This is a genomic window from Staphylococcus sp. HMSC62B09 (assembly GCF_001839115.1).
In the GTDB taxonomy this organism is placed as follows: domain Bacteria; phylum Bacillota; class Bacilli; order Staphylococcales; family Staphylococcaceae; genus Staphylococcus; species Staphylococcus haemolyticus.
Genome location: NZ_KV840154.1, coordinates 67,007 through 88,659, shown reverse-complemented (window position 1 = coordinate 88,659; position 21,653 = coordinate 67,007). Strand labels below are relative to the sequence as shown.

Genomic DNA, 21,653 nt, shown 5'->3' with positions numbered 1-21,653 from the left:
ACTCATCAGTCCGATTTGACGTAGAGCCATAATTAGTTCAACATTAGGAGGTTTTCTATGATAATACGCGTTTTAATCTTCTGTATAAAAGCGTAAATATAATTGAAATCACGATACCTTTTATAATATTGAAAGGTATAACTCCTGATAAAATGATAATTTTTAGATTGTTAAAGACATCACCTAAATTAAAAATCATTCCATATAATGGAAGTAAAACAAAGTAATTCAGTATACTAAGTACGATAGTCATTACTATAGTACCTATTGCTAGCCCCACAACCAATGAACGTGGTGTATCACTATGACGGCCTTGACGCTTAGTTACATAATAAGCGGATAACAGGAAACTAACACCTGCTAAAAAATTGGCAACTGGACCAACAGGATCTCCCATATTGAATAAAAAATTAAGTATATTTTTGATAAGTGCTACTAAAATACCAGCAATGGGACCTAAAAGAAATGTTGCTAATAAAGTTGGAACATCACTAAAGTCTAATGTTAAGTATGGTGGTAAAAAAGGTAGCGGAAATTTAATGAATGTTAAAATAAACGCTATGGCACTTAACATGCTAATAGTGATAAGACGTTTGTTTTGTTGCATATTTAATTTTCTCCTTTCATTCATCTTACATAGAATAGGAGATAATTTTGCACAACAAAAAAACCTCCATCTTCTCCCATCCAGACTATACTGTCGGCTTCAGATTTCCACTGAATCAGCCACTTCAAAGAAGCGGGTCGCAGGCTTAATTTACTGCCGGTTGGGAATTGCACCCTACCCCGAAGATGAATTATATAATTGATTAATTTAATTTTTATATTACCTTATGTGAAAGCATTGCGCAATAATGGTGCTTAGACTTATTTAAAAAAGAGCAATACACCATTCTTAAGTACAAGGTGTTTGCTCTTAGATAAAATAAATATATTAATAGGTATATTTATTTTTAGGCTTTGGTAACTTAATTATGAATGTTGTACCTTTGTTTACTTCACTTTCAACTTTAATAGTACCACCATGTTCTTCGATTATCATTTTACAGATAAATAGTCCTAAACCAGTTCCCTGTTTACCTCTAGTTCTTGAAGCCTCTACTTTATAAAATCTGTCGAATACGAGTTCAATATGCTCTGGAGATATGCCGCTACCAGTATCTTTAATGTACAACGTTTGATAGGAATCATCCGTAGTTGTTGTAATTGATATTGAATCACCTGGTTGAGTATAACGTGTGGCATTGTCAATTAAATTTGTTAGAACTTGGTCTATGCGATCGGCATCGTATTCCCATAATTCATCACCGATGTTTGGTTCTAATGACATATTTAATTCTAAATCATCAGCCTGTTGTTTATATTTCATTTGCATTTTAGATAGTAAAGGTTTAATGGGTTGTTTTTCTTTATTAACAGTTAAACCCTCTGCATCCATGCGAGCCACATTTAATAATTCATTTACTAATCGATTTAAACGTTTCGTTTCATCTAATACAATTGATAAAGAATCTCGAATTTCTTCTGGTTCGGTTACAATACCATCTACAATTGATTCAGTGTAACCTTGTAATAACGAAATAGGTGTACGTAATTCATGTGAAACATTGGCAATGAAATCTTTCTTCATCTGATCTAAATTATGTTCATTAGTCATATCTCTTATAATGACTACAATTCCACTACGGCCATCTTGTTGAATTCTCTCTACATAACTCATGATTATGACGTAATATTTATTGTTAATCTCATATTCTTGGAATTCGGTGTCTTTTGAAACAAATGTAGTTTCAATTTGCTTTTCAATTTCTTTATATACAGTTTTGTCTATTGATTTAATAATATCGTCAGCCATTTTATTTGAAAGAATAACTTCCCTCTTATCATTTAAACCCAATACACCTTCAATCATAGAATTAATCAAACTATCTCTTATATTTTTTTGAGTTGAAAGTGCCTCTATATTCTCTTGTATTTCAGAACTCATATTATTAAACGTATGTGATAATTCGCCTATCTCATCTTTAGTTGAAACACTTGTCTGTTTTGAATAATCACCTTTAGAAATATTAATAGCTTGAGTTCTAAGTTGTCGTAAAGGTTTAGTAATTCTATTTGACAAAAAGAATGCAAATATTGTTGAAATAGCGATAAATATAATGGCGGTGATTAAAATGATAATGGTAATTGCATTATTAGTATCTTCAATAGACTTTAAATCTTGATAAATGAATACTGCACTATATTTTGAATTTGCATTTTCTTGCGCTTTCATAGGATAGCCTAACAAAATATAGGAATGGGAATTACCGTTATTACTTATTGTTATATTTTGAGTGGTAGACTTTCCTTGAGAGAAGACGCGTTGGAATTGCGAATTCTTGTGTATCTCTTCAAGCATTTTGTCTTTAGTATTGCTATTTGAACTTTTAAAACTTGAAGACTTATTAGCCATTATAATAACGCCACCTGATCCATCTATTAATTGTTGGCTGTGTTCTATGGCTAAAGTTTTATTATCAGCTTGTTCAACTAAGTGGCTGATTCTAGACGCATCTTCTCTTATAGCATTTTCAGTTTGTTGTGTGTAGTAGTATTGTATAAAAGTAATTAATGCCGCACTTAATAAAATTAAAACTGTCGTTACTATGAAAAGTATAGTTAACCACAGTTTTATTACCACACTATTTAGTCGATTCGTCATTAGACTTTACCTCGAATTTGTAACCAACACCCCAAACAGTTTGAATCATATGTGCAGCATCTTCTGATACACGATTAAGTTTCTCACGCAGGCGTTTAACATGAGTGTCTACTGTTCTTAAATCACCATAAAATTCATAATGCCATACTTCTTTTAAAAGTTGTTCACGATCAAACACTTTATTAGGTGTCTTAGCTAAATAAATAAGTAATTCGTACTCTTTTGGAGTTAAATTAACTTGTTGGTTATCTGCTAATACACGATGTGCATCATTATCAATAATTAAATGATTAAATTCAATAACATCTCTTGCATGAGGTTCACTTTGTTCAGGTTTAGAAGATTGCGTTCTACGTAATAATGCTTTTACTCTTAAAACAACCTCTCTTGGTGAGAATGGTTTGACGATATAATCATCTGCGCCAGACTCAAATCCTTCTACCCTATTTGTTTCTTCGCCTTTAGCTGTAAGCATAATAATAGGTGTGTCTTTATGTTCACGTAACTTAGATGCTACTTCAATACCTTCCATTTCTGGTAACATCAAGTCTAAAAGTATGCACGCATAGTCATTTTCTATAGCAAGATTATAAGCTTCTTTGCCATTACTTGCTTCATGAATCGTAAACGATTCTCTCTCTAGGTATAGTTTCAATAATCTTCTGATTCTATCCTCATCGTCTACAATTAATATTTCATTTGTCATTTTGTTTATACCTCCTACACATGCTCAATTCACTCATTATTATAGCATACAGCATGATTGAAAGCTTTACTTTAAAGTTAACTTTGTGAAAAAAATAGCAAGAGAAATTAATATCATTTAATTTCTCTTGCTATTGTAAAATATACTTCATTTATTTTCCGTTTTCTGCCATATGTCTTAATACTTTAACTTCATGAGGTGTCAGTACTCTGCCCTCACCTGCATTTAATCCTTTAAGGTTCAAATTGCCGAACTCAATTCTTGTTAATTTATCAACTTGATGTCCAAAATGCTCGAACATACGACGAACTTGTCGATTTCGTCCTTCACTAATAGTGATTTCTACAAGTGTAATATTTTTATCTTTATCTTGCTTTTTTACTTTGACTTGAGCTGGTTGGGTAAAACCATCTTCAAGTTCAATTCCATTTTCTAAAGCTTTAACTTCTTCTCTCATGAGGTAACCTTTTAATTTAGCCACATATTTTTTTTGAATATGATATCTTGGATGAGTCATTAAGTTTGTAAATTCGCCATCATTAGTAAGTAACAATAATCCTGATGTATCATAATCTAATCTACCAACAGGATAAATTCTTGTCTCTAAATCTTTAAAGTAGTCAGTAACCACAGTTCGTCCTCTATCGTCAGACACACTTGTTATAACTTGAGTTGGTTTATAGAACAAAATATACATTTTGTCTTCTTGTTCAATTTTAATTCCTTCAACCTCAACTGTATCAGAACTTTTTACTTTAGTACCTAATTCAGTTACGGTTTGCCCGTTAACTTTAACTTTGCCTTCGGTAATTAAAGTTTCAGCTTTTCTTCGTGAAGTGTATCCACTATTAGCAATTCGTTTTTGAAGCCTTTCTAATTCTTTACTCATTTTGTATCTCCTTTTTGATTTACTAAATTACTAAAGAAATCTTCCATTTCTTCTTCATCTTCTTCAGTTGTTGGTAAATCTTCCATTTTTTCTATTCCAAATACATTTAAAAACAAATCCGTTGTTTGTAAAGCATGACTACGAGAATTTTCTACATCTTTAGCTTCAATTAATCCACGTGCAATTAATGTTCTAACTGCACCATCAGAATTAATTCCTCTAATTAATTCTATGTCACTACGACTCAATGGCTGATTATACGCAATAATTGATAATGTTTCCATTGCAGCTTGAGATAATTTCATATTAGATTTTTGTTCAATTAATTGTTCGATATAAGGTGAAGCTCCTTTTTTTGAAGTTAAAATATATGTTGAACCAAATTTTTGAATTATTAAACCACTAGAGGTGTATGATGAAATTAATTCAGATAATTTAGCTTGATTAATATCGAGAATTTCTAATAATTGCTTTTCGTCAAGCCCTTCATCCCCAGCTGTGTATAGTAATGCTTCTATGATTCCGTGTTTATCCAATATTAAAATTCACTCCTCTAATGATACGTATATCATCAAAATTTCTAACTTGTTCTATGTTAATTACTCCTGATTTAGACATCTCCAATATAGCTAAAAAGTGAGTAACCACCTGTTCTATTGGCTCGCTAAAAGTAAATAAACTGAAGAAATTAAAAGATGTATGATGCTTTAATTGTGTAGTTACCTTTTCAGTAGCTTGTTGAATAGTGAAACTTTCTTTAATTATTTCAACTGTCTTAGGTTTATTAAGAGCTAATCTGCTTTTAACGCGTTGATAAGCAACAATTAAATCTGTTAAATCTAAGGTTTGGCTTTCATCCCATGTTACGTTTTTCTCAAGATGGGATAGGTCAGTTGGGTGTTTAGTAAAATAGTGCTCTCGCTCTTCTTTTTTCTCAGTTAACAATTGTGTGTATTCTTTATAATTTTGATATTCAATTAATCGCCCTACCAAATCTTCACGAGGATCTTCTTCAAGGTTATCGTCTACATCATGTTGAGGGAGTAATAATTTACTTTTTATCATTAATAGCTCTGAAGCCATAACTAAATATTCACTAGCTACATTAATTTCTAGTTGCTTCATAGCGTGGACGTATTGCATATATTGCTCTGTTAATGATTTCATTGGTATATCATAAATATCAATTTCATATTTTTGAATTAAGTGGAGTAGCAAATCTAATGGGCCATTAAAGGCATCTAATTTTACTTCATACATATTAATCGTCCTCATATTGAATCTCTATCGTGCATAATTTCCTAAAATATTATAGCATGAATAATACAAACATTAAATTAAGGATGAGATGGATTGGACAAAGCCTTAATCGATTTTTATTATTATTTTCACAAACACCAACATTATTTCTTATGTCATGATATTTTGGAAGAAGCATGGAAATCAAATATAAATTTTTCTAAAAAGGATGGCATAGTGAGTTTAATTTTATTTTCAACTGCTATGTACCATTATAGAAGAGGTAATACAAAAGGTGCACTTGTAACTTTGAAAAAGTCATTGAGCACTTTTGAAAAAGCAAATGATAAAACGTTGTTGCAACTTAATGAGCAAGATTATAAAACATTAATTTTAAGTCAAATTAAATCCATTGAAGATTCAAAATCTTTTAAACCTGTATACATACCGATAAATAATATTTTTGAAAAACAGATTATTGATACTTATCCAGATTACAAATTTACAACACTTTTAACTCAAGATGAATATATAATTAATCATCATAAAAAACGAGATAGAAGTGATGTAATCAGTGCAAGACATCAAGCGATGATTGAAAAACAAAATATTAGGAGTGGAAAAGATTTAAAATAAAATTTAGTGTAGCTCGACTTACATTAATTATAAAATATCTTTTTGGAAACTTTTATGAAAGTATTCTTAATCCACTCCCAATTTAAGAGTATTTATTTGTGGTCTAGGCTCTCGGATGAAATTGGTTATACATCTGTCTGATTTGAGTTTTAGAAACATGTGTATATAACTGAGTAGTAGAAATATCAGAATGACCTAACATCTCTTGAACTGCTCGTAAATCTGCGCCATTTTCTAATAAATGAGTAGCAAACGAGTGTCTTAATGTGTGTGGGGTCAAAGTTTTAGTAATATTCGCTCTTAAACCATATTGTTTAATTAGCTTCCATATACCTTGACGTGTCAAAGGTCGACCATGCAAGTTCAAAAACAGTACATTCGTTACCGTTTTTTTAAGTAATTGAGGTCTAACAGTATTGATATAAGTATCTAAATATTCAATGACAGTGTCACCTAAAGGAATGATTCTCTCTTTGTTCCCTTTACCGAAAACTTTAACAAATCCCATAATTAAGTTGACATCGTCTATCTCAATTTGTATTAATTCAGTAACACGCATGCCTGTTGCGTATAATAATTCTAAAATTGTACGATCGCGATACCCATTATTTTTAGTTAAATCCGGTGTTTCTAGTAACTGAATTACTTCTTCAACATCTAAAACATCTGGAAGTTTTTTTTCGTACTTAGGCGTTTCAATTAAAACGGTGGGATCTTTAGCAGCATATTTTTCGCGTAAAGCAAATTGATGAAAACTACGTATTGTTGAAATAAATCTTGCAATAGATTTTGCGGACGCGCCTTGATCTATTAGAGAACCAAGGCATTCTTGTATTGTTTGTCTATCTATAAAATCAATATGAGCAATTTTTTGTTCTTGCATATATAATTGATATTTTTTCAAATCTCTGCGATAAGCGCCAATCGTATTTTCACTTAAACCTTTTTCAATTTGTATAAATTTTAAATATTCCTCGATAATTGTTTCCATGACAACACCTCTATTTGAATAAACTCAAAATCATTTTTATGTAAAAGTATTAAGAAAGACTAAGACAATGATTTAAAATTGTCCTAGTCTATAAGTTAATCTATTTTCCTTTAGCTTGGCATTCAGCGCAAACGCCGTGAAAAGTTAATCTGTGATCAAGAATTTTAAAGTTATATTCTGTTTCTACTCTTTCTTCAACTTGAGGTAATAAGTCTTCATGAATTTCATCAACTTTACCACATTCCATACACACTAAATGGTGATGGAAGTGTTTAGCGCCCTCTTTTCTTAAATCAAAGCGTGCAACACCATCACCAAAATTAATTTTGTCAACTACTTTTATTTCAGCTAAAAGTTCTAATGTTCTATAAACAGTTGCTAGTCCAATTTCAGGTGCTTTGTCTTTCACTTTTAAATAAACATCTTCCGCGCTTAGGTGATCCTTTTCATTTTCAATTAGAACTCGTACTGTGGCTTCTCTTTGTGGTGTTAATTTATATGAAGATTGTTGTAATTGTTGTTTAACTCGATTTAATCGTTCTTCCATGGGAGCGACACTCCTCTATCAATAATTATAATCATTTTAAATTGAAAATATTTCAATTACTAAATTACCAATATTTTCAATTAAATGCAAGAGCTTTACAGCACTTAATTAGAATGATTATAATTTAATAATATATATTGTAAACCAATTATGGTTTTAGCATCTTCTATTTCATGATTATCAAGCAATGCTTTTATATCTGAAATCGGTACTTTATGCAATTCAACAAACTCATCTTCATCTAGGTTAAGTTGCCCTTCGCTTAGATTATTGCTGAAGTATATAGTGAGTTTTTCATTTGTGAATCCAGGACAACCATACATGTCTGTTATAAATTCTAAATTATTTGCCACATAACCTGTTTCTTCTTCTAATTCTCGTTTGGCAGCCTCTTCACGAACTTCATCTTGTTCTAATTTTCCAGCGGGTATTTCTAACAAAGCTTTTTCAACTGGTTTACGAAATTGCTTAACAAGTAATACTTCATCATTAGGCGTTATTGCACAGACTGCCACTGCACCGTTATGGTAGACTAATTCCCTTCTAGAAGTATTGCCATCAGGCAACTCCACATCATGAATTTCTAAATCTATAATTTTGCCATTATAAATTACTGTTCTATCAAACGTCTTTTCATTAAATTCCATTAAATTCACGTCCCTTTCAATTCATTATATAAATTGGTAAGATGAATGCGTTACCTAAAGTTTATCGGAAGGAGATTGGACATGCAAAAGAATATTTTAAAGAGTGGCATCGAAATTTCAGAATTAGGGTTAGGTTGTATGAGTTTAGGTACAGAGTATGCTAGTGCTGAACCTATCATTGAAAAAGCAATCGAAAGTGGTATCACTTACTTTGATACTGCTGATATTTATGATAGAGGGACTAATGAAGAAATTGTGGGCAAAGCTTTAAAAAAATATCAAAATCGTGATGATATTGTAATTGGAACAAAAGTTGGAAATCGCCCTACTGAAGATGGAGGTACAACATGGGACCCTTCTAAGAAATATATTAAAGAAAGTGTAAAGGGATCATTAAAACGATTAGGACTAGATCATATAGATTTATATCAATTGCATGGTGGTACAATAGATGATCCATTGGATGAAACGATTAGTGCATTTAATGAATTAAAGCAAGAAGGTATCATTAAGGCATATGGTATTTCTTCAATACGCCCAAATGTTATTGATTATTATTTAAAACATAGTGAAATCGAGACAATTATGTCGCAATTTAATTTAATTGATAATCGTCCAGAACAATTATTGAGTGACATCCATGCGAAAGGCGTTAAAGTGTTAGCACGCGGACCCGTATTTAAAGGGTTGTTAACTTCCAATAGTATTGATGCTTTAGATCATAAATTTAGTGAGGGCATATTTGATTATACACATCATGATTTAGGAGAAACGATTGCTTCTGTTAAAGAAATAGAAAGTAATCTTAGTGCTTTATCTTTTGAATATTTAAAATCTCATGATGCACTTGGCGCAATTATCGTTGGCGCTAGTTCGCCACAACAATTAGAAGAAAACGTTAATAATTACAATAAAAAAGTAAGTCTTGATCAAGTGAAAGCAGCTCGAGAAAGAGTGAAGAACTTAGAATATACTCAACATTTAAAATAGATAACATACTTAATTAGTTTTTTAATAATCTCTTAGGTGTTAGGGACAATAAATTAAAAACTTGTCCTAAACACCTTTTGTTTCAATTTAAATTGATTTAATTTAATATTGCTTTAAATACCTATGTTTATCATGTTCACTTTCTTCTTTAATGACTACATTCATGATTTCTCCTCTTAATATTAGCTCATGAAATTTGAAATCTATAAATGATTGTTCGGCAGAATCTAATGAATCATAATAGTCTTGTCCTAATAAATCTGTAATAGTAAAAATTGATTGTGATGATAGTGTATTCACATTCTCAATACATTGTTTGACGTCTCGGTTCACACAACATAACATACAATCACTCCTATTTACTGTTTGTTCTTAAATAAAAATGGAAAAAGCGATTCAAGAAATCTAGGGCATAATTGATAAAATTTTAAAGCGGAGTGCATCCATTTAGGTTGATTGATTTCACATTTACGTTTAATAATACCGTCAATAATATCTTTAGCTAATAGTGTTGGATCTAACATCATTGCGTCATACTTATGTGCATATGCGAGACTTGGATCTGCTTTTTCGTGAAAAGGCGTTCGAACAGGTCCGGGATTAACTAACATGACATGGTAAGATGGATGTTCTAAACGAAGTGCATTTAGAACTGCATTAAAAGCCGCTTTAGATGCACCATAATAAGCCGCATTTGCTTGTGTGATGAATGCTGCTTGACTCGAAATCCCTACAATACTCGCATGTTTGGATAAATATGGCAGTAAGGCATGCAGTAATAAATTAAAACCGATGATATTAACTTCGTAAGTTTCTAACATTTCATTAGTGGAATGTTGACTTATCGATTTAAAATACCCAAGCCCAGCACTATAAATGATACCGTCAATTTGAGTATCGATATATTGTGGTAACATGCTAATAGCATTTTTATCTTGCAAATCACAAGTTAGCATTTGTACTCTTTTTTCAAATGGTTTGAAATTGATTTGTTTATACTTTTCTTTGTTCCTAGCAAGAATTGTAACATTAGCCCCTTTTTTGATAAGTTGCTTAGTGATTTCAAGCCCCAATCCACTAGTGCCTCCAGTAACGATATAATGTTTACCTAACATAGTAATACCCTCTTTAATTATGATTAAGATTATAATAACCTAAATCATTTCATACATAAAGTTATCTATTATATAAAAAGAAGTGCCCCGGGATTACCTGAACTAAAGCTCATGCGTATAGTGCACTAACTTTTATAAAAAAAGTGCTACTAATATGTTACTATGGTTTTATAAATTAAAGAGTGAGGATGATGTTGTCAATGAAATTAGTATTTTATGGTGCAGGAAATATGGCACAAGCAATCTTCAAAGGTATAATAAATTCAAAAAAATTAAAGTCACATGATATATACTTAACAAATAAATCGAATGAAGAAGCGTTAAAAAATTTCGCTGAGGAATTAGGTGTTGAATACAGCTACGATGATGAAAACTTATTACAAGACGCAGATTATGTCTTCTTAGGTTCTAAACCTTATGATTTCGAAAAAGTAGCACAAAGAATTCAACCATACATCAATGAAAACAATCGCTTTATTTCTATTATGGCTGGTTTACCTATCAATTATATTCAGGAACAATTACATGTTGAAAATCCTATCGCTCGAATTATGCCTAATACAAATGCACAAGTTGGTCATTCTGTAACAGGTATCAGCTTTTCAGGAAATTTTGGACCTAAATCAAAGGAAGAGGTTATCGATTTAGTAAATGCTTTTGGTTCAGTAATTGAGGTGGATGAAGACCACTTACATCAAGTAACTGCGATTACAGGAAGCGGTCCTGCATTTTTATATCATGTCTTTGAACAATATGTTAAAGCAGGTACAGATTTAGGTCTTGAGAAAGATCAAGTTGAAGAATCAATTAAAAATTTAATTATTGGTACAAGTAAGATGATTGAAAGATCAGATTTAAGTATGGAACAGTTGCGTAAAAATATTACTTCTAAAGGTGGAACAACTCAAGCGGGTTTAAATGCATTAGCTCAACATGATATTGAAGCAATCTTTAAGGATTGTTTGAATGCAGCAGTTCATCGTAGCGTTGAATTATCTAAAAATGAAGATAATTAAATTTTACTGTAAAAGAGACTAGGATAATGATTTCTCTGTGACTTCTATATCCTAGTCTCTTACTTTGTAATTTTAATTATACTTACTTTAAAGAGTTAAAGAATTAGTAGTTATTAAATTTTAAACGTATCAAAATCTTTAACAAATTCAAAATTTGGAACGTCTTCATGTGTCTTTAATTGTTGTTTAATAAGTTGAATATTCTCGTGATTATAGCGATTACTTAAATGTGTGATTAAGCTTCTTTTTACATTAGCTTGTTTTATTAATTCAAAAACATCTTCAATATGACTATGGTGATAATTATTTGCTAATGTTTTTTCGCCTTCAATGTATGTAGCTTCATGAATCATTACATCAGAATCTTTAGCAATGCTTAATTCCGACTGACATGGTTTTGTATCACCAAAGATGGATATAATTGGTCCGGGTTTAGCTGGCCCTTTGAAATCATCCGAATTATATACTTGTCCTTCATATTCAAAATTATCATAAGATTTTACTTCTTGATATTTTGGTCCAGGATATAAACCAATAGATTTAAGTGCCTCAACATCAATTGTTCCTGGTGTCGTCGGAGATTCAATGCGATAACCATAAGAAGGGATACCATGATTTAACAAATGTGCACTAATTGAGAATCCTTTATGATGATATGTGAAATGATTATCAATTTCTATATAAGTAATCGGATAGTTTAGATGAGATTCAGATAATCTTAGTGTAGTCTCAATAAATTGCTGTAAACCTCTAGGACCAATAACTGTCAGTGGTTTGTTTTCTCCACCTTGAAAAGAACGGCTTGTAAGTAGTCCAGGCAATCCGAAAATATGATCTCCGTGCATATGCGTTATAAAAATATGGTCAACTTTTCCTAGCTTAATTGAATGATGTAAAATTTGATGTTGTGTGCCCTCTCCGACATCAAATAGCCATATACTATTCGAAAAAGGTTCAAGGTTCAAAGCTATAGCTTGAGTATTTCTCTCTTTAGTAGGTAACCCAGCACTTGTTCCGAAGAATGTAACTTCCATGCATATGCCTCCTTTTCCTTCATTATATTTTATCATATGTGATTATTTTTGCTATAAAAAGACATAAAATAAATGCATTAGATACATTTTGAGTTATAATGATATTAAATTGTGCATCATTCCATTATATAAGTGCCCTAGCAAAATAATAAATATTAGGCAAATCAGTTTGAAGCGGTGCAAATATAATTTATAATAATACAATCATAGTATTAATAGAATTGAGGTTTTGAACTTGAGTAAACATTCTAAACATATTCCTTGTTTAATTACTATTTTCGGTGCTACCGGAGATTTAAGTCATAGAAAATTATTTCCATCACTATTCCATTTATTTCAACAAGATAATTTAGATGAACATATTGCAATAATTGGAATTGGACGTAGAGATTACACGAACGAAGTCTTTCGTGAACAAGTTAAAAGTTCTATCCAAAAGCATGTCAAAGATACGGATCAAATAGATGCATTTATGGAACATGTCTATTATTTTAAACATGATGTAAGTGATGAACAAAGTTATTATTCATTATTGAGTTTTTCAAATGAATTAGATTCACAATATCAGTTAAAAGGAAATCGCTTATTTTATTTAGCAATGGCACCTCAATTCTTTGGTATTATTTCGGATTACTTAAAATCATCTGGTTTAACTGATACTACTGGTTTTAAACGATTAGTTATTGAAAAACCATTTGGCAGTGATTTAAAATCGGCTGAGCAATTAAACAATCAATTAAGACGCTCATTTAAAGAAGAAGAAATATACAGAATTGATCATTATTTAGGTAAAGATATGGTTCAAAATATAGAAGTCTTACGCTTTTCAAATGCGATGTTTGAACCATTATGGAATAATAAATATATTTCAAACATTCAAGTAACATCCTCAGAAGTATTAGGTGTTGAGGACCGTGGAGGTTATTATGAATCTAGTGGCGCATTAAAAGATATGGTACAAAATCATATGTTACAAATGGTGGCCCTTTTAGCTATGGAAGCGCCAATTAGCTTAAATAGTGAAGATATACGTGCTGAAAAAGTTAAAGTATTGAAATCACTTAGACAGCTTGAACCTCAAGAAGTAAAACAAAATTTTGTACGTGGACAGTATGATGAAGGATTTATTGATGGTGAAAAAGTCATTGCCTATCGAGAGGAAGATCGAGTAGCCGAAGATTCAAATACTCCAACTTTTGTATCAGGCCGACTAACAATTGATAACTTCCGTTGGGCTGGTGTACCTTTCTATATTAGAACGGGAAAACGTATGAAATCTAAATCGATTCAAGTTGTAGTTGAGTTCAAAGAAGTACCAATGAACTTATACTATCAGACCGATAAATTGTTGGATTCAAACTTATTAGTTATTAATATTCAACCTAATGAGGGTATATCACTTCATTTAAACGCGAAAAAGAACATCCAAGGTATTGATACAGAACCCGTTCAATTATCATATGCAATGAGTGCTCAAGATAAGATGAACACTGTGGATGCCTATGAAAATTTATTATTCGATTGTTTAAAAGGTGATGCTACAAACTTTACACATTGGGAAGAATTAAAATCTACATGGAAGTTTGTTGATGTTATACAAGATGAATGGACAATGAATGAACCTAACTTCCCTAACTATGAGTCAGGTACAAATGGACCATTAGAAAGTGATTTACTATTAAGTAGAGATGGTAATCATTGGTGGGATGATATACAATAAATAGACAATTGATAAGCCTATAGTGAAGCCTTCTGGACTAAAGTAATATTTTGAGTTCAAGTATTATTTTAATAGTAGCTACCTAAATTGAGCATGTGCTTATAGCCAGCCTCTTTCAACTATAGTCATTCTTTTGGTGGTGGGACAATGAATTGATTTTAAATTCTGACCTACCACCCTTTTCTATTAAAAAATTTTCAATATGGCACATGTTAAGATGTATATTTTCTAAAAATAAGGTAAAATAAAAGTTAATGATTGTAAATTTATTGGAGTGAGAGTTTTGGACGTTATCAAGCAGATACAACAGGCAATTGTATTTATCGAAGATCGTTTATTAGAGCCGTTTAATTTGCAAGATTTGAGTGATTACGTTGGTCTTTCTCCTTACCATCTTGATCAATCATTTAAAATGATTGTTGGACAATCACCTGAACATTACGCACACGCAAGAAAAATGACTGCAGCTGCTAAAGAAATGGTTCAAAGTTCTTCGAGGTTAGTAGATGTCGCAAAAAAGTATAACTATCATAGTTCAAATGATTTTGCGAATGATTTTAGTGATTTTCATGGAATTTCACCAATTCAAGCATCTACAAAAAAAGATGAATTAAAATTACAAGAACGTTTATATATAAAGTTGACAACTACTGAACGAGCACCTTATCCATATAGACTAGATACCACGGAAGATATAGCATTAGTAGGTTATGTACGTTATATTGAAGCAAATAATTTATCTAATCCTTATAAAGTTCCTGATTTTTTAGAAGATTTAATTCTTGATGGTAAAATAAAAGATTTAAAAAGGTATAATAACATAAGTCCATATGAGTTGTTTGTAATCACTTGTCCATTAGATAATGGATTGGAATTATTTATTGGTGTTCCAAGTGATAGATATCCATCTCATTTAGAAAGTAGAATATTACCTGGAAGACATTATGCGAAATTTAATCTCCAAGGTGAAATAGACTATGCGGTTAATGAAGCTTGGTATTATATCGAATCAAGTTTACAACTTACTTTACCTTATGAAAGAGATAGCTTATATGTTGAAATATATCCCTTTGATGTCTCATTTGAGGACCCATTCACTAAAATTCAATTATGGTTGCCAATTGAACAAGAAAATTATGATTTGTAAATATCAAAGAAATACATTCTCTAATCAAAGCACCATATCTTTTTGCAAATCTATAACGATAAGTGTTATAATATAACTAACAAGAATATCTGCATTTTATGCACCAATCCCCTCACTATGCCAGTAGTGAGGGGATTTTTTTGGTGTGGCTTGTCGCCTATTTACTTATTGTTACGGTTTCGAAGCCAATACGAAAATAACGCAACAATACAACCACTTGTTACTGTGGCTACGATGTGCACAAGAATATCTGCCATTTTAGCACCCCCTCTCTGCGTATAGATAAACGCCTGAGAGATAGGCGACTTATTTATTATATCATCTCTAATATATGAGTCATGTATTATTTACGGCCGTAAAATGATTTTTTATTTTTCAAAAGAAAACGAGGTTAGGACAAAAAAGTATGTCCTAATATTGCTTATGAATTAAATTTCTGCTACAAATGCTTCGAATGGCTTAAGTGATTTTGAATCTAATTGACTATTGTAGTTATGTAATTTGATTGCATTCTCATCGATATCAAAAGGTAATGTTAATGAACTTTGTTTATCAGTTAAGTTACCTGCAACCACTACAGTTTTGCCTTCTAATTGCCTAGTATAAGCAAACACATTTTCATTTTCTGCATCAATTAAATCAAACTGTCCGTACGTATAAATTTCATGAGATTTCTTTAATTGAATCAATTTTTTGTAAAAATTAAGTACAGAATGCTCGTCTTCTAATTGATGAGCTACATTAATATCTCTATAATTTGGATTAACAGGGAACCAAGGTTTTCCCTCTGTGAAGCCACCATTTGTAGAATCATTCCATTGCATAGGTGTACGAGAATTATCACGATTTTCCATTCTATACTTATCTAATAATTGATCAACGTCTCCACCTTGTTCTTTTACAATTTTATATTCATTTCTAACCGCAACATCATTAAACGTTTCAATACTTTCAAAAGGATAATTGGTCATACCAATTTCTTGTCCTTGATAGATAAAAGGTGTACCTTGCTGTAAGAAATACACAACGGCATGGCTTGTAGCAGATTCAAACCAGTAATCTTTATCGTTACCCCAAGTTGATACACGACGAGGTTGATCATGGTTTTCTATGAAAAGTGCATTCCAACCAATTCCTTCTAGTCTCTTTTGCCAGCGATTTAACACCTCTTTATATGATTTAACGTCAAATTGAGAATCACCAGTACTCCATAAACCTAAATGTTCAAATTGGAAGATCATATTGAATTTACCTTTATCTTCTCCAACCCACTCTTCTGCATTATCTGGAGTTACACCGTTGGCTTCTCCAACAGTCATAATATCATATTGGCTTAGTGACTCATCTTTCATTTCTTGTAGCCAATTGTGAATACCAGGTTGATTCATATCTACATCAAAGGCTGGAGCATATTTTTTTCCTTCTGGTACAGGTAAGTCACCAGCTTCAAATGTTTTCTTGATATGTGTAATAGCATCGACACGGAATCCATCAATACCCTTTTCAAACCACCAATTCATCATGTTGAATACTGATTCACGTACTTCTGGATTATCCCAATTTAAATCTGGTTGTTTTTTACTAAATAAATGGAAGTAATATTGATTAGTTGTTTCATCAAATTGCCATGTTGAACCATTAAAAATGCTCTCCCAATTATTTGGTTCAGAACCATCATCTTTAGGGTCTGCCCATATGTACCAGTCTCTTTTAGGGTTCTCTTTACTAGATTTTGATTCAATAAACCAAGGATGCTCATCAGATGTATGGTTAACGACTAAATCTAATATTAGTTTCATACCACGGTCATGTACACCTTTTAATAGACGATCAAAATCTTCCATTGTACCAAATTCATCCATAATATCTTGATAATCACTGATATCATATCCATTATCATCATTAGGTGATTTATACATTGGACTTAGCCATATAACATCAATACCTAAGTCTTTAAGATAGTCTAATTTTTCGATTACACCTGGTAAATCACCAATACCATCATTGTTAGTATCATTAAAACTTCTTGGATAAACTTGATACGCTACTGCTTCTTTCCACCAATTTTTATTCATAATTATGCTCCTTTATATTTTTGTAGTTGATACCCTTTCAACTATTTGAGTTGAAATCAATTTTTTTCTAAAAGAAATAGTTTCATTTCTTAATACATCAATGATTGTATTGCCTGCTGTGAGGCCTAATACATCTGGGTTAATGTTTACGCTTGTTTGAGATGGTGTTGCATTTTCAGTGAGAAAAGATGTATTAAACGTGGCAGTTTGTACATCCTCTGGAATGCGTAGTTGATATTCATAAAGCACATTTAATAATTGCATATTTAACATAGCATCAGACGTTATAATCACTGAAGGCGTATGACTAGCATCAATACAATATTGCTTTATACAATCACGTAAATCATTCATGGACTTTATTACGATACAGTCATTTGAAAGTTTAACGTTGTCACAGTATTGTTTAAATCCTACTGTTCTGTCTTCTGTAACTGCATAATGTCCAGATTCTTGTAAAAATAATATATGGCGGTGTCCTAAATGATATAAATATTGTGTTAATTGATAAGCTGCATCGATATTATTATTATCAATATGTATTATATTTTCGTAGTTCAAAGATTTCCCAATTATAAGATAAGGAACTTTAAACTCATAAAGTAGGTGCTCAATAGGATCATCTTTCAATGAATATAAAAGAATAAATCCATCCACACTTTTAGATTGAATCATTGTTTTTACTTCATGATATAAGTCCCTGCTATTTTCCGACACAGTCATTCTAGTTGAATAGCCTCTTACATTACATGCCTGATTAATACCATTAAGAACGTCACTATTAAATGGATTTTGACGTATTTCAGGAGTGGAACTTTTCTGTATTAATCCAATGGTCATTGTTTTATTTGTTATTAATGTTCTTGCCGCTTGATTGGGTATGTATCCTAATTTGGACATAGCCGCTTTGACTTTATTTGAAGTTGCCTCACTAATTTTCGCATTGTTCCGTATCACCCTCGATACTGTAGATGTAGCTACATTAGCCTCTTTGGCAACATCTTTAATTGTAACCGTTGTATATCACCTCAATCTTTAAACTTTAGTAAACGCTTTCAATCATCTTATATTTTCATGGTATAGAATTCGTATTAGGAAGTCAATCATTTTGTGCAATCGTTTGCATAATTTTTAAAAAAGAAGTAAACCATTGAATTGGTTTACTTCTGTAACTAGTATGTGATTACTCTTCAACCCATTGAGTATGGAAGATACCTTCTTTATCTTTACGTTCATACGTATGTGCACCGAAATAGTCACGTTGTGCTTGAATTAAGTTTGCTGGTAAATTTTCAGAGCGATAACTATCATAGTAGTTTACGCTGGCAGAGAATCCAGGTGTTGGTACGCCGTTACGTACACCTGTTGCTACTACATCTCTCAATGCATCTTGATATTCTGTGACAATACCTTTGAAATAAGGATCTAATAAAAGGTTTTGTAATTCTGAGTTGTTATCATATGCGTCTTTAATTTTTTGTAAGAATTGAGCACGAATAATACAACCTTCACGCCATATCATTGCTAAATCGCCTAATTTTAAATTCCATTCATTTTCTTCACTAGCTTTACGCATTTGCGCAAATCCTTGTGCGTATGAACAAATTTTACTCATATATAAAGCTTTACGGATTTTTTCTAAGAATTCATCTTTATTACCAATAAATTCTGCTTTAGGACCGTTTAATTCCTTAGAAGCATTCACACGTTCTTGTTTAATTGATGAAATGAAACGAGCAAATACTGATTCAGTGATAATCGTTAAAGGAATACCTAATTCTAAGGCATTGATAGAAGTCCATTTACCTGTACCTTTTTGACCCGCAGTGTCTAAGATCTTTTCGACAAGTGCTTCATTGTCATCATCTAATTTAGTGAAGATATCACCAGTGATTTCAATCAAATAACTTTCTAATTCACCAGCATTCCATTCTTTAAATGTCTTAGAGATGTCTTCATGTGACATACCTAATAAATCTTTCATCATCGCATAGCTCTCTGCTATAAGTTGCATATCTGCATATTCAATACCATTATGAACCATCTTAACATAGTGGCCGGCACCATTTGGTCCAATATATTCTACACATGATGCACCATCTTTAGCTTTTGCAGCAATTGCATCTAGTATATCACTCACTTTATTATAAGCTGCTTCTTGACCACCTGGCATTAATGAAGGACCAGTAAGGGCACCTACTTCACCACCAGATACACCCATGCCAATAAAGTTAATACCACTTTCAGCTAAGGCTTTATTACGACGGATTGTATCTTGATAATTAGTGTTACCACCATCAATTAAAATGTCATCATCATCTAATAATGGAAGTAAACTGTCAATTGTTGCATCTGTTGCAGGACCTGCTTTAACCATTAATAAAATTTTACGTGGCTTTTCTAATGAATTAACAAATTCTTCCAAAGAATATGTTGGGTGGATTTGTTTACCTTTAGATTCATTAACCATTTCATCTGTTTTTTCGCTTGAACGGTTATATACAGAAACGCTATAACCACGTGATTCAATGTTCCAAGCGAGGTTTTTACCCATTACTGCTAAACCTACTACACCTATTTGTTGAGTCATATTACTTACCTCTCTCATTCAATTTTTCAATAGTATTGTATCATAAAAGTCGAAAGTACTTCACTAAACTAAATTACGATTTAGCTACTAACTCAATAATTTTGACAATTTGTTTTGCTAATTGATTAAGTGAATTCACTGAAATACGTTCAGATGTTGTATGAATATGTTCATAGCCCACACCTAAAATGACTGTAGGGATTCCAAATGTATTAATAATACTGCCATCTGATCCGCCTCCAGCAATAACAGTATCCCCTGCTAATCCAAGTTCTCTAGCACTATTAGTAGCAAATTGAGTTACTTTGTCATCATTTTCTAATTTAAAACCAGGGTAGCTCTTCTCGATGATAACTTTTGCTTCACCACCTAATTCTTGTGCGGTAGTCTCGAATGTTTCCTTCATATGAGTGACTTGTTGTTCAATACTTTGATTATCATGAGAGCGTGCCTCAGCTTCTAAAACTACTTCATCAGCAACGATATTTGTAGCAGAGCCACCATGAAATTTACCTATATTAGCAGTAGTATAGTCATCAATTTGTCCTAGCTTCATGCGACTAATAGCTTTTGCAGCAATGTTTATTGCACTAATTCCTTCTGAAGGTGTACTAGCATGAGCTGTTTTTCCTAAAATAATCGTGTTTATTACCATTTGAGTTGGTGCTCCTACTACTGTTGTGCCAACGGGTTGACTAGCATCAATTGCATAACCAAACTCAGCGTCAATGTATGTTGAATCTAGTTCTTTAGCACCTTTAAGACCAGATTCCTCACCAACAGTAATAATAAATTGGATTTGGCCATGTGGAATTTCATTTTCATTAAGATATTGAATGGTTTCAATTACTGCTGCTAATCCCGCCTTATCATCAGCACCTAGAATAGTACTACCATCAGAATAAATATATCCATCCTCTTTAATTTGAGGTTTAATATTTATTCCAGGTATAACAGTGTCCATGTGACTAGTGAAGTAAATTTTAGACACATCTTCTTTCGCACTAGTGGCTGGTAAAGTACATATAAGATTGTTAGCACCTAACCATGACTTTTCTGATGCATGATCTTCAATTACATTTAAACCTAGTTCTTCAAATTTCTTTTTTAAAATGGGTTGAATGACTTCCTCATGTCCTGTTTCAGAATTTATTTGGACTAATTCTAAAAATGTTTCAAGTAATCGTTGACTGTTTATCATTATGACAAACCCCTTTCTCGTTTGATTTCTATTTTAACTAATTTTCTACAATATCAAAAATAAATTGATTGCCATTTGTATAAAAATCATTTATGGTTAATTTATATATTAAGTAAAGCGTATTATGTAAGTGTTTTTAAATAAGGAGCGTCAAATAGTGAATAATAAAGTGTTAAGAATTATAATAATTGTAATGTTGATTGCAATTGTGGCAGCATTACTACTCACAAGTTTAGTGCCACTAATGTATTAATCTTCGCAATAAAAAAGAGTCCGGGACATAAAGTTCCAGGATAAGTAAATAAAGACAATTTCTATTGAAATAATATAGAAATTGTCTTTTTTATAATGTTTTTAATTACTTTCAGCTCATTGAGCTGTTACTTTTCTTATATTAAGTGCCATT

At 31.7% G+C, this 21,653-nt stretch carries 23 protein-coding genes and 1 riboswitch; of the genes, 6 read left to right on the top strand and 17 right to left on the bottom strand.

What is annotated here, in order from left to right; translation table 11 throughout:
• Nucleotides 1-55: 55 nt before the first annotated feature.
• The 6 genes from HMPREF3265_RS09770 to HMPREF3265_RS09745 all read right to left on the bottom strand — a co-directional run bounded on the left by HMPREF3265_RS09770 (nucleotide 56) and on the right by HMPREF3265_RS09745 (nucleotide 5,559).
• Nucleotides 56-607 (bottom strand): ECF transporter S component, encoded by a 552-nt coding sequence (locus HMPREF3265_RS09770; protein WP_070581646.1) that lies wholly within the window; start codon nucleotides 605-607, stop codon nucleotides 56-58.
• A 64-nt stretch (nucleotides 608-671) separates the two neighbouring features.
• A riboswitch (FMN riboswitch) is annotated at nucleotides 672-798 on the bottom strand.
• Nucleotides 799-934: 136 nt separating this feature from the next.
• A complete protein-coding gene (locus HMPREF3265_RS09765; protein ID WP_070861562.1) occupies nucleotides 935-2,704 on the bottom strand; it encodes an ATP-binding protein in 1,770 nt (589 codons plus the stop codon).
• Entirely contained in the window at nucleotides 2,685-3,410 is a 726-nt protein-coding gene (locus HMPREF3265_RS09760) for a response regulator (protein ID WP_037550503.1), read from the bottom strand. Before HMPREF3265_RS09760 ends, HMPREF3265_RS09765 begins: the two co-directional genes overlap by 20 nt.
• A 151-nt stretch (nucleotides 3,411-3,561) precedes the next feature.
• Entirely contained in the window at nucleotides 3,562-4,299 is a 738-nt protein-coding gene (locus tag HMPREF3265_RS09755; RefSeq protein WP_011275719.1) for a pseudouridine synthase, read from the bottom strand.
• On the bottom strand, nucleotides 4,296-4,835 hold the full coding sequence (gene scpB, locus HMPREF3265_RS09750) for an SMC-Scp complex subunit ScpB (RefSeq protein ID WP_070861559.1): 540 nt from the start codon (nucleotides 4,833-4,835) through the stop codon (nucleotides 4,296-4,298). The genes HMPREF3265_RS09755 and scpB overlap by 4 nt, the downstream gene beginning before the upstream one ends.
• The gene (locus tag HMPREF3265_RS09745) at nucleotides 4,828-5,559 is read right to left on the bottom strand and encodes a segregation and condensation protein A (protein ID WP_070442916.1); all 732 of its coding nucleotides are present in this window, start codon (nucleotides 5,557-5,559) and stop codon (nucleotides 4,828-4,830) included. Before HMPREF3265_RS09745 ends, scpB begins: the two co-directional genes overlap by 8 nt.
• Nucleotides 5,560-5,652: 93 nt before the next feature.
• Here HMPREF3265_RS09745 and HMPREF3265_RS09740 point away from each other — a divergent pair, with 93 nt between their 5' ends.
• Nucleotides 5,653-6,174, top strand: coding sequence for a DUF309 domain-containing protein (locus HMPREF3265_RS09740; protein WP_070861558.1), 522 nt, complete (start codon nucleotides 5,653-5,655; stop codon nucleotides 6,172-6,174).
• A gap of 103 nt (nucleotides 6,175-6,277) precedes the next feature.
• Here the strand turns inward: HMPREF3265_RS09740 and xerD are convergent, their stop codons facing one another.
• The 3 genes from xerD to HMPREF3265_RS09725 all read right to left on the bottom strand — a co-directional run bounded on the left by xerD (nucleotide 6,278) and on the right by HMPREF3265_RS09725 (nucleotide 8,359).
• Nucleotides 6,278-7,165 carry a site-specific tyrosine recombinase XerD gene (xerD, locus tag HMPREF3265_RS09735; protein WP_070442911.1) on the bottom strand — a complete coding sequence of 296 codons (888 nt, stop codon included), beginning with the start codon at nucleotides 7,163-7,165 and terminating at the stop codon, nucleotides 6,278-6,280.
• 100 nt (nucleotides 7,166-7,265) lie between these two features.
• Nucleotides 7,266-7,712, bottom strand: a complete 447-nt coding sequence (locus HMPREF3265_RS09730) for a ferric iron uptake transcriptional regulator (RefSeq protein ID WP_011275714.1) — start codon at nucleotides 7,710-7,712, stop codon at nucleotides 7,266-7,268.
• A gap of 104 nt (nucleotides 7,713-7,816) precedes the next feature.
• Nucleotides 7,817-8,359, bottom strand: coding sequence for an NUDIX hydrolase (locus HMPREF3265_RS09725; protein WP_037537035.1), 543 nt, complete (start codon nucleotides 8,357-8,359; stop codon nucleotides 7,817-7,819).
• An 81-nt stretch (nucleotides 8,360-8,440) separates the two neighbouring features.
• Here HMPREF3265_RS09725 and HMPREF3265_RS09720 point away from each other — a divergent pair, with 81 nt between their 5' ends.
• The gene (locus tag HMPREF3265_RS09720) at nucleotides 8,441-9,349 is read left to right on the top strand and encodes an aldo/keto reductase (protein ID WP_070861556.1); all 909 of its coding nucleotides are present in this window, start codon (nucleotides 8,441-8,443) and stop codon (nucleotides 9,347-9,349) included.
• 102 nt (nucleotides 9,350-9,451) lie between these two features.
• Here HMPREF3265_RS09720 and HMPREF3265_RS09715 read toward each other — a convergent pair whose 3' ends face one another.
• Both HMPREF3265_RS09715 and HMPREF3265_RS09710 read right to left on the bottom strand, forming a co-directional pair.
• A complete protein-coding gene (locus HMPREF3265_RS09715; RefSeq protein WP_070442904.1) occupies nucleotides 9,452-9,694 on the bottom strand; it encodes a hypothetical protein in 243 nt (80 codons plus the stop codon).
• 14 nt (nucleotides 9,695-9,708) lie between these two features.
• The gene (locus HMPREF3265_RS09710) at nucleotides 9,709-10,464 is read right to left on the bottom strand and encodes an SDR family NAD(P)-dependent oxidoreductase (RefSeq protein WP_033079848.1); all 756 of its coding nucleotides are present in this window, start codon (nucleotides 10,462-10,464) and stop codon (nucleotides 9,709-9,711) included.
• Nucleotides 10,465-10,664: 200 nt separating this feature from the next.
• On the opposite strand from HMPREF3265_RS09710, the gene proC reads away from it, so the two are divergent.
• Nucleotides 10,665-11,480 carry a pyrroline-5-carboxylate reductase gene (gene proC, locus HMPREF3265_RS09705; RefSeq protein WP_033079849.1) on the top strand — a complete coding sequence of 272 codons (816 nt, stop codon included), beginning with the start codon at nucleotides 10,665-10,667 and terminating at the stop codon, nucleotides 11,478-11,480.
• Between the two features lie 113 nt (nucleotides 11,481-11,593).
• On the opposite strand, the gene rnz is transcribed toward proC, so the two are convergent.
• Nucleotides 11,594-12,514 (bottom strand): ribonuclease Z, encoded by a 921-nt coding sequence (gene rnz, locus HMPREF3265_RS09700; RefSeq protein WP_070861554.1) that lies wholly within the window; start codon nucleotides 12,512-12,514, stop codon nucleotides 11,594-11,596.
• A 235-nt stretch (nucleotides 12,515-12,749) separates the two neighbouring features.
• Here rnz and zwf point away from each other — a divergent pair, with 235 nt between their 5' ends.
• Together zwf and HMPREF3265_RS09690 are read left to right on the top strand one after the other, a co-directional pair.
• Nucleotides 12,750-14,234: a glucose-6-phosphate dehydrogenase gene (gene zwf, locus HMPREF3265_RS09695; RefSeq protein WP_070861551.1), complete on the top strand. Its 1,485-nt coding sequence runs from the start codon at nucleotides 12,750-12,752 to the stop codon at nucleotides 14,232-14,234.
• Between the two features lie 283 nt (nucleotides 14,235-14,517).
• Complete coding sequence (locus HMPREF3265_RS09690; RefSeq protein ID WP_033079852.1) at nucleotides 14,518-15,381, top strand: AraC family transcriptional regulator; 864 nt, start codon at nucleotides 14,518-14,520, stop codon at nucleotides 15,379-15,381.
• A gap of 161 nt (nucleotides 15,382-15,542) precedes the next feature.
• Here the strand turns inward: HMPREF3265_RS09690 and HMPREF3265_RS12480 are convergent, their stop codons facing one another.
• The 5 genes from HMPREF3265_RS12480 to HMPREF3265_RS09670 form a co-directional block, all read right to left on the bottom strand.
• A complete protein-coding gene (locus tag HMPREF3265_RS12480; RefSeq protein WP_107609979.1) occupies nucleotides 15,543-15,638 on the bottom strand; it encodes a type I toxin-antitoxin system Fst family toxin in 96 nt (31 codons plus the stop codon).
• A 171-nt stretch (nucleotides 15,639-15,809) separates the two neighbouring features.
• Nucleotides 15,810-17,456, bottom strand: a complete 1,647-nt coding sequence (locus tag HMPREF3265_RS09685; protein ID WP_059776565.1) for a glycoside hydrolase family 13 protein — start codon at nucleotides 17,454-17,456, stop codon at nucleotides 15,810-15,812.
• Between the two features lie 12 nt (nucleotides 17,457-17,468).
• On the bottom strand, nucleotides 17,469-18,464 hold the full coding sequence (locus tag HMPREF3265_RS09680; protein WP_070861548.1) for a LacI family DNA-binding transcriptional regulator: 996 nt from the start codon (nucleotides 18,462-18,464) through the stop codon (nucleotides 17,469-17,471).
• Between the two features lie 175 nt (nucleotides 18,465-18,639).
• Nucleotides 18,640-20,046, bottom strand: coding sequence for an NADP-dependent phosphogluconate dehydrogenase (gene gndA, locus HMPREF3265_RS09675; RefSeq protein ID WP_070442887.1), 1,407 nt, complete (start codon nucleotides 20,044-20,046; stop codon nucleotides 18,640-18,642).
• A gap of 73 nt (nucleotides 20,047-20,119) precedes the next feature.
• The gene (locus HMPREF3265_RS09670; RefSeq protein WP_070861545.1) at nucleotides 20,120-21,247 is read right to left on the bottom strand and encodes a M20/M25/M40 family metallo-hydrolase; all 1,128 of its coding nucleotides are present in this window, start codon (nucleotides 21,245-21,247) and stop codon (nucleotides 20,120-20,122) included.
• A 157-nt stretch (nucleotides 21,248-21,404) separates the two neighbouring features.
• Here HMPREF3265_RS09670 and prli42 point away from each other — a divergent pair, with 157 nt between their 5' ends.
• Nucleotides 21,405-21,500: a stressosome-associated protein Prli42 gene (gene prli42, locus HMPREF3265_RS12675; protein WP_176744141.1), complete on the top strand. Its 96-nt coding sequence runs from the start codon at nucleotides 21,405-21,407 to the stop codon at nucleotides 21,498-21,500.
• Nucleotides 21,501-21,653: the final 153 nt, after the last annotated feature.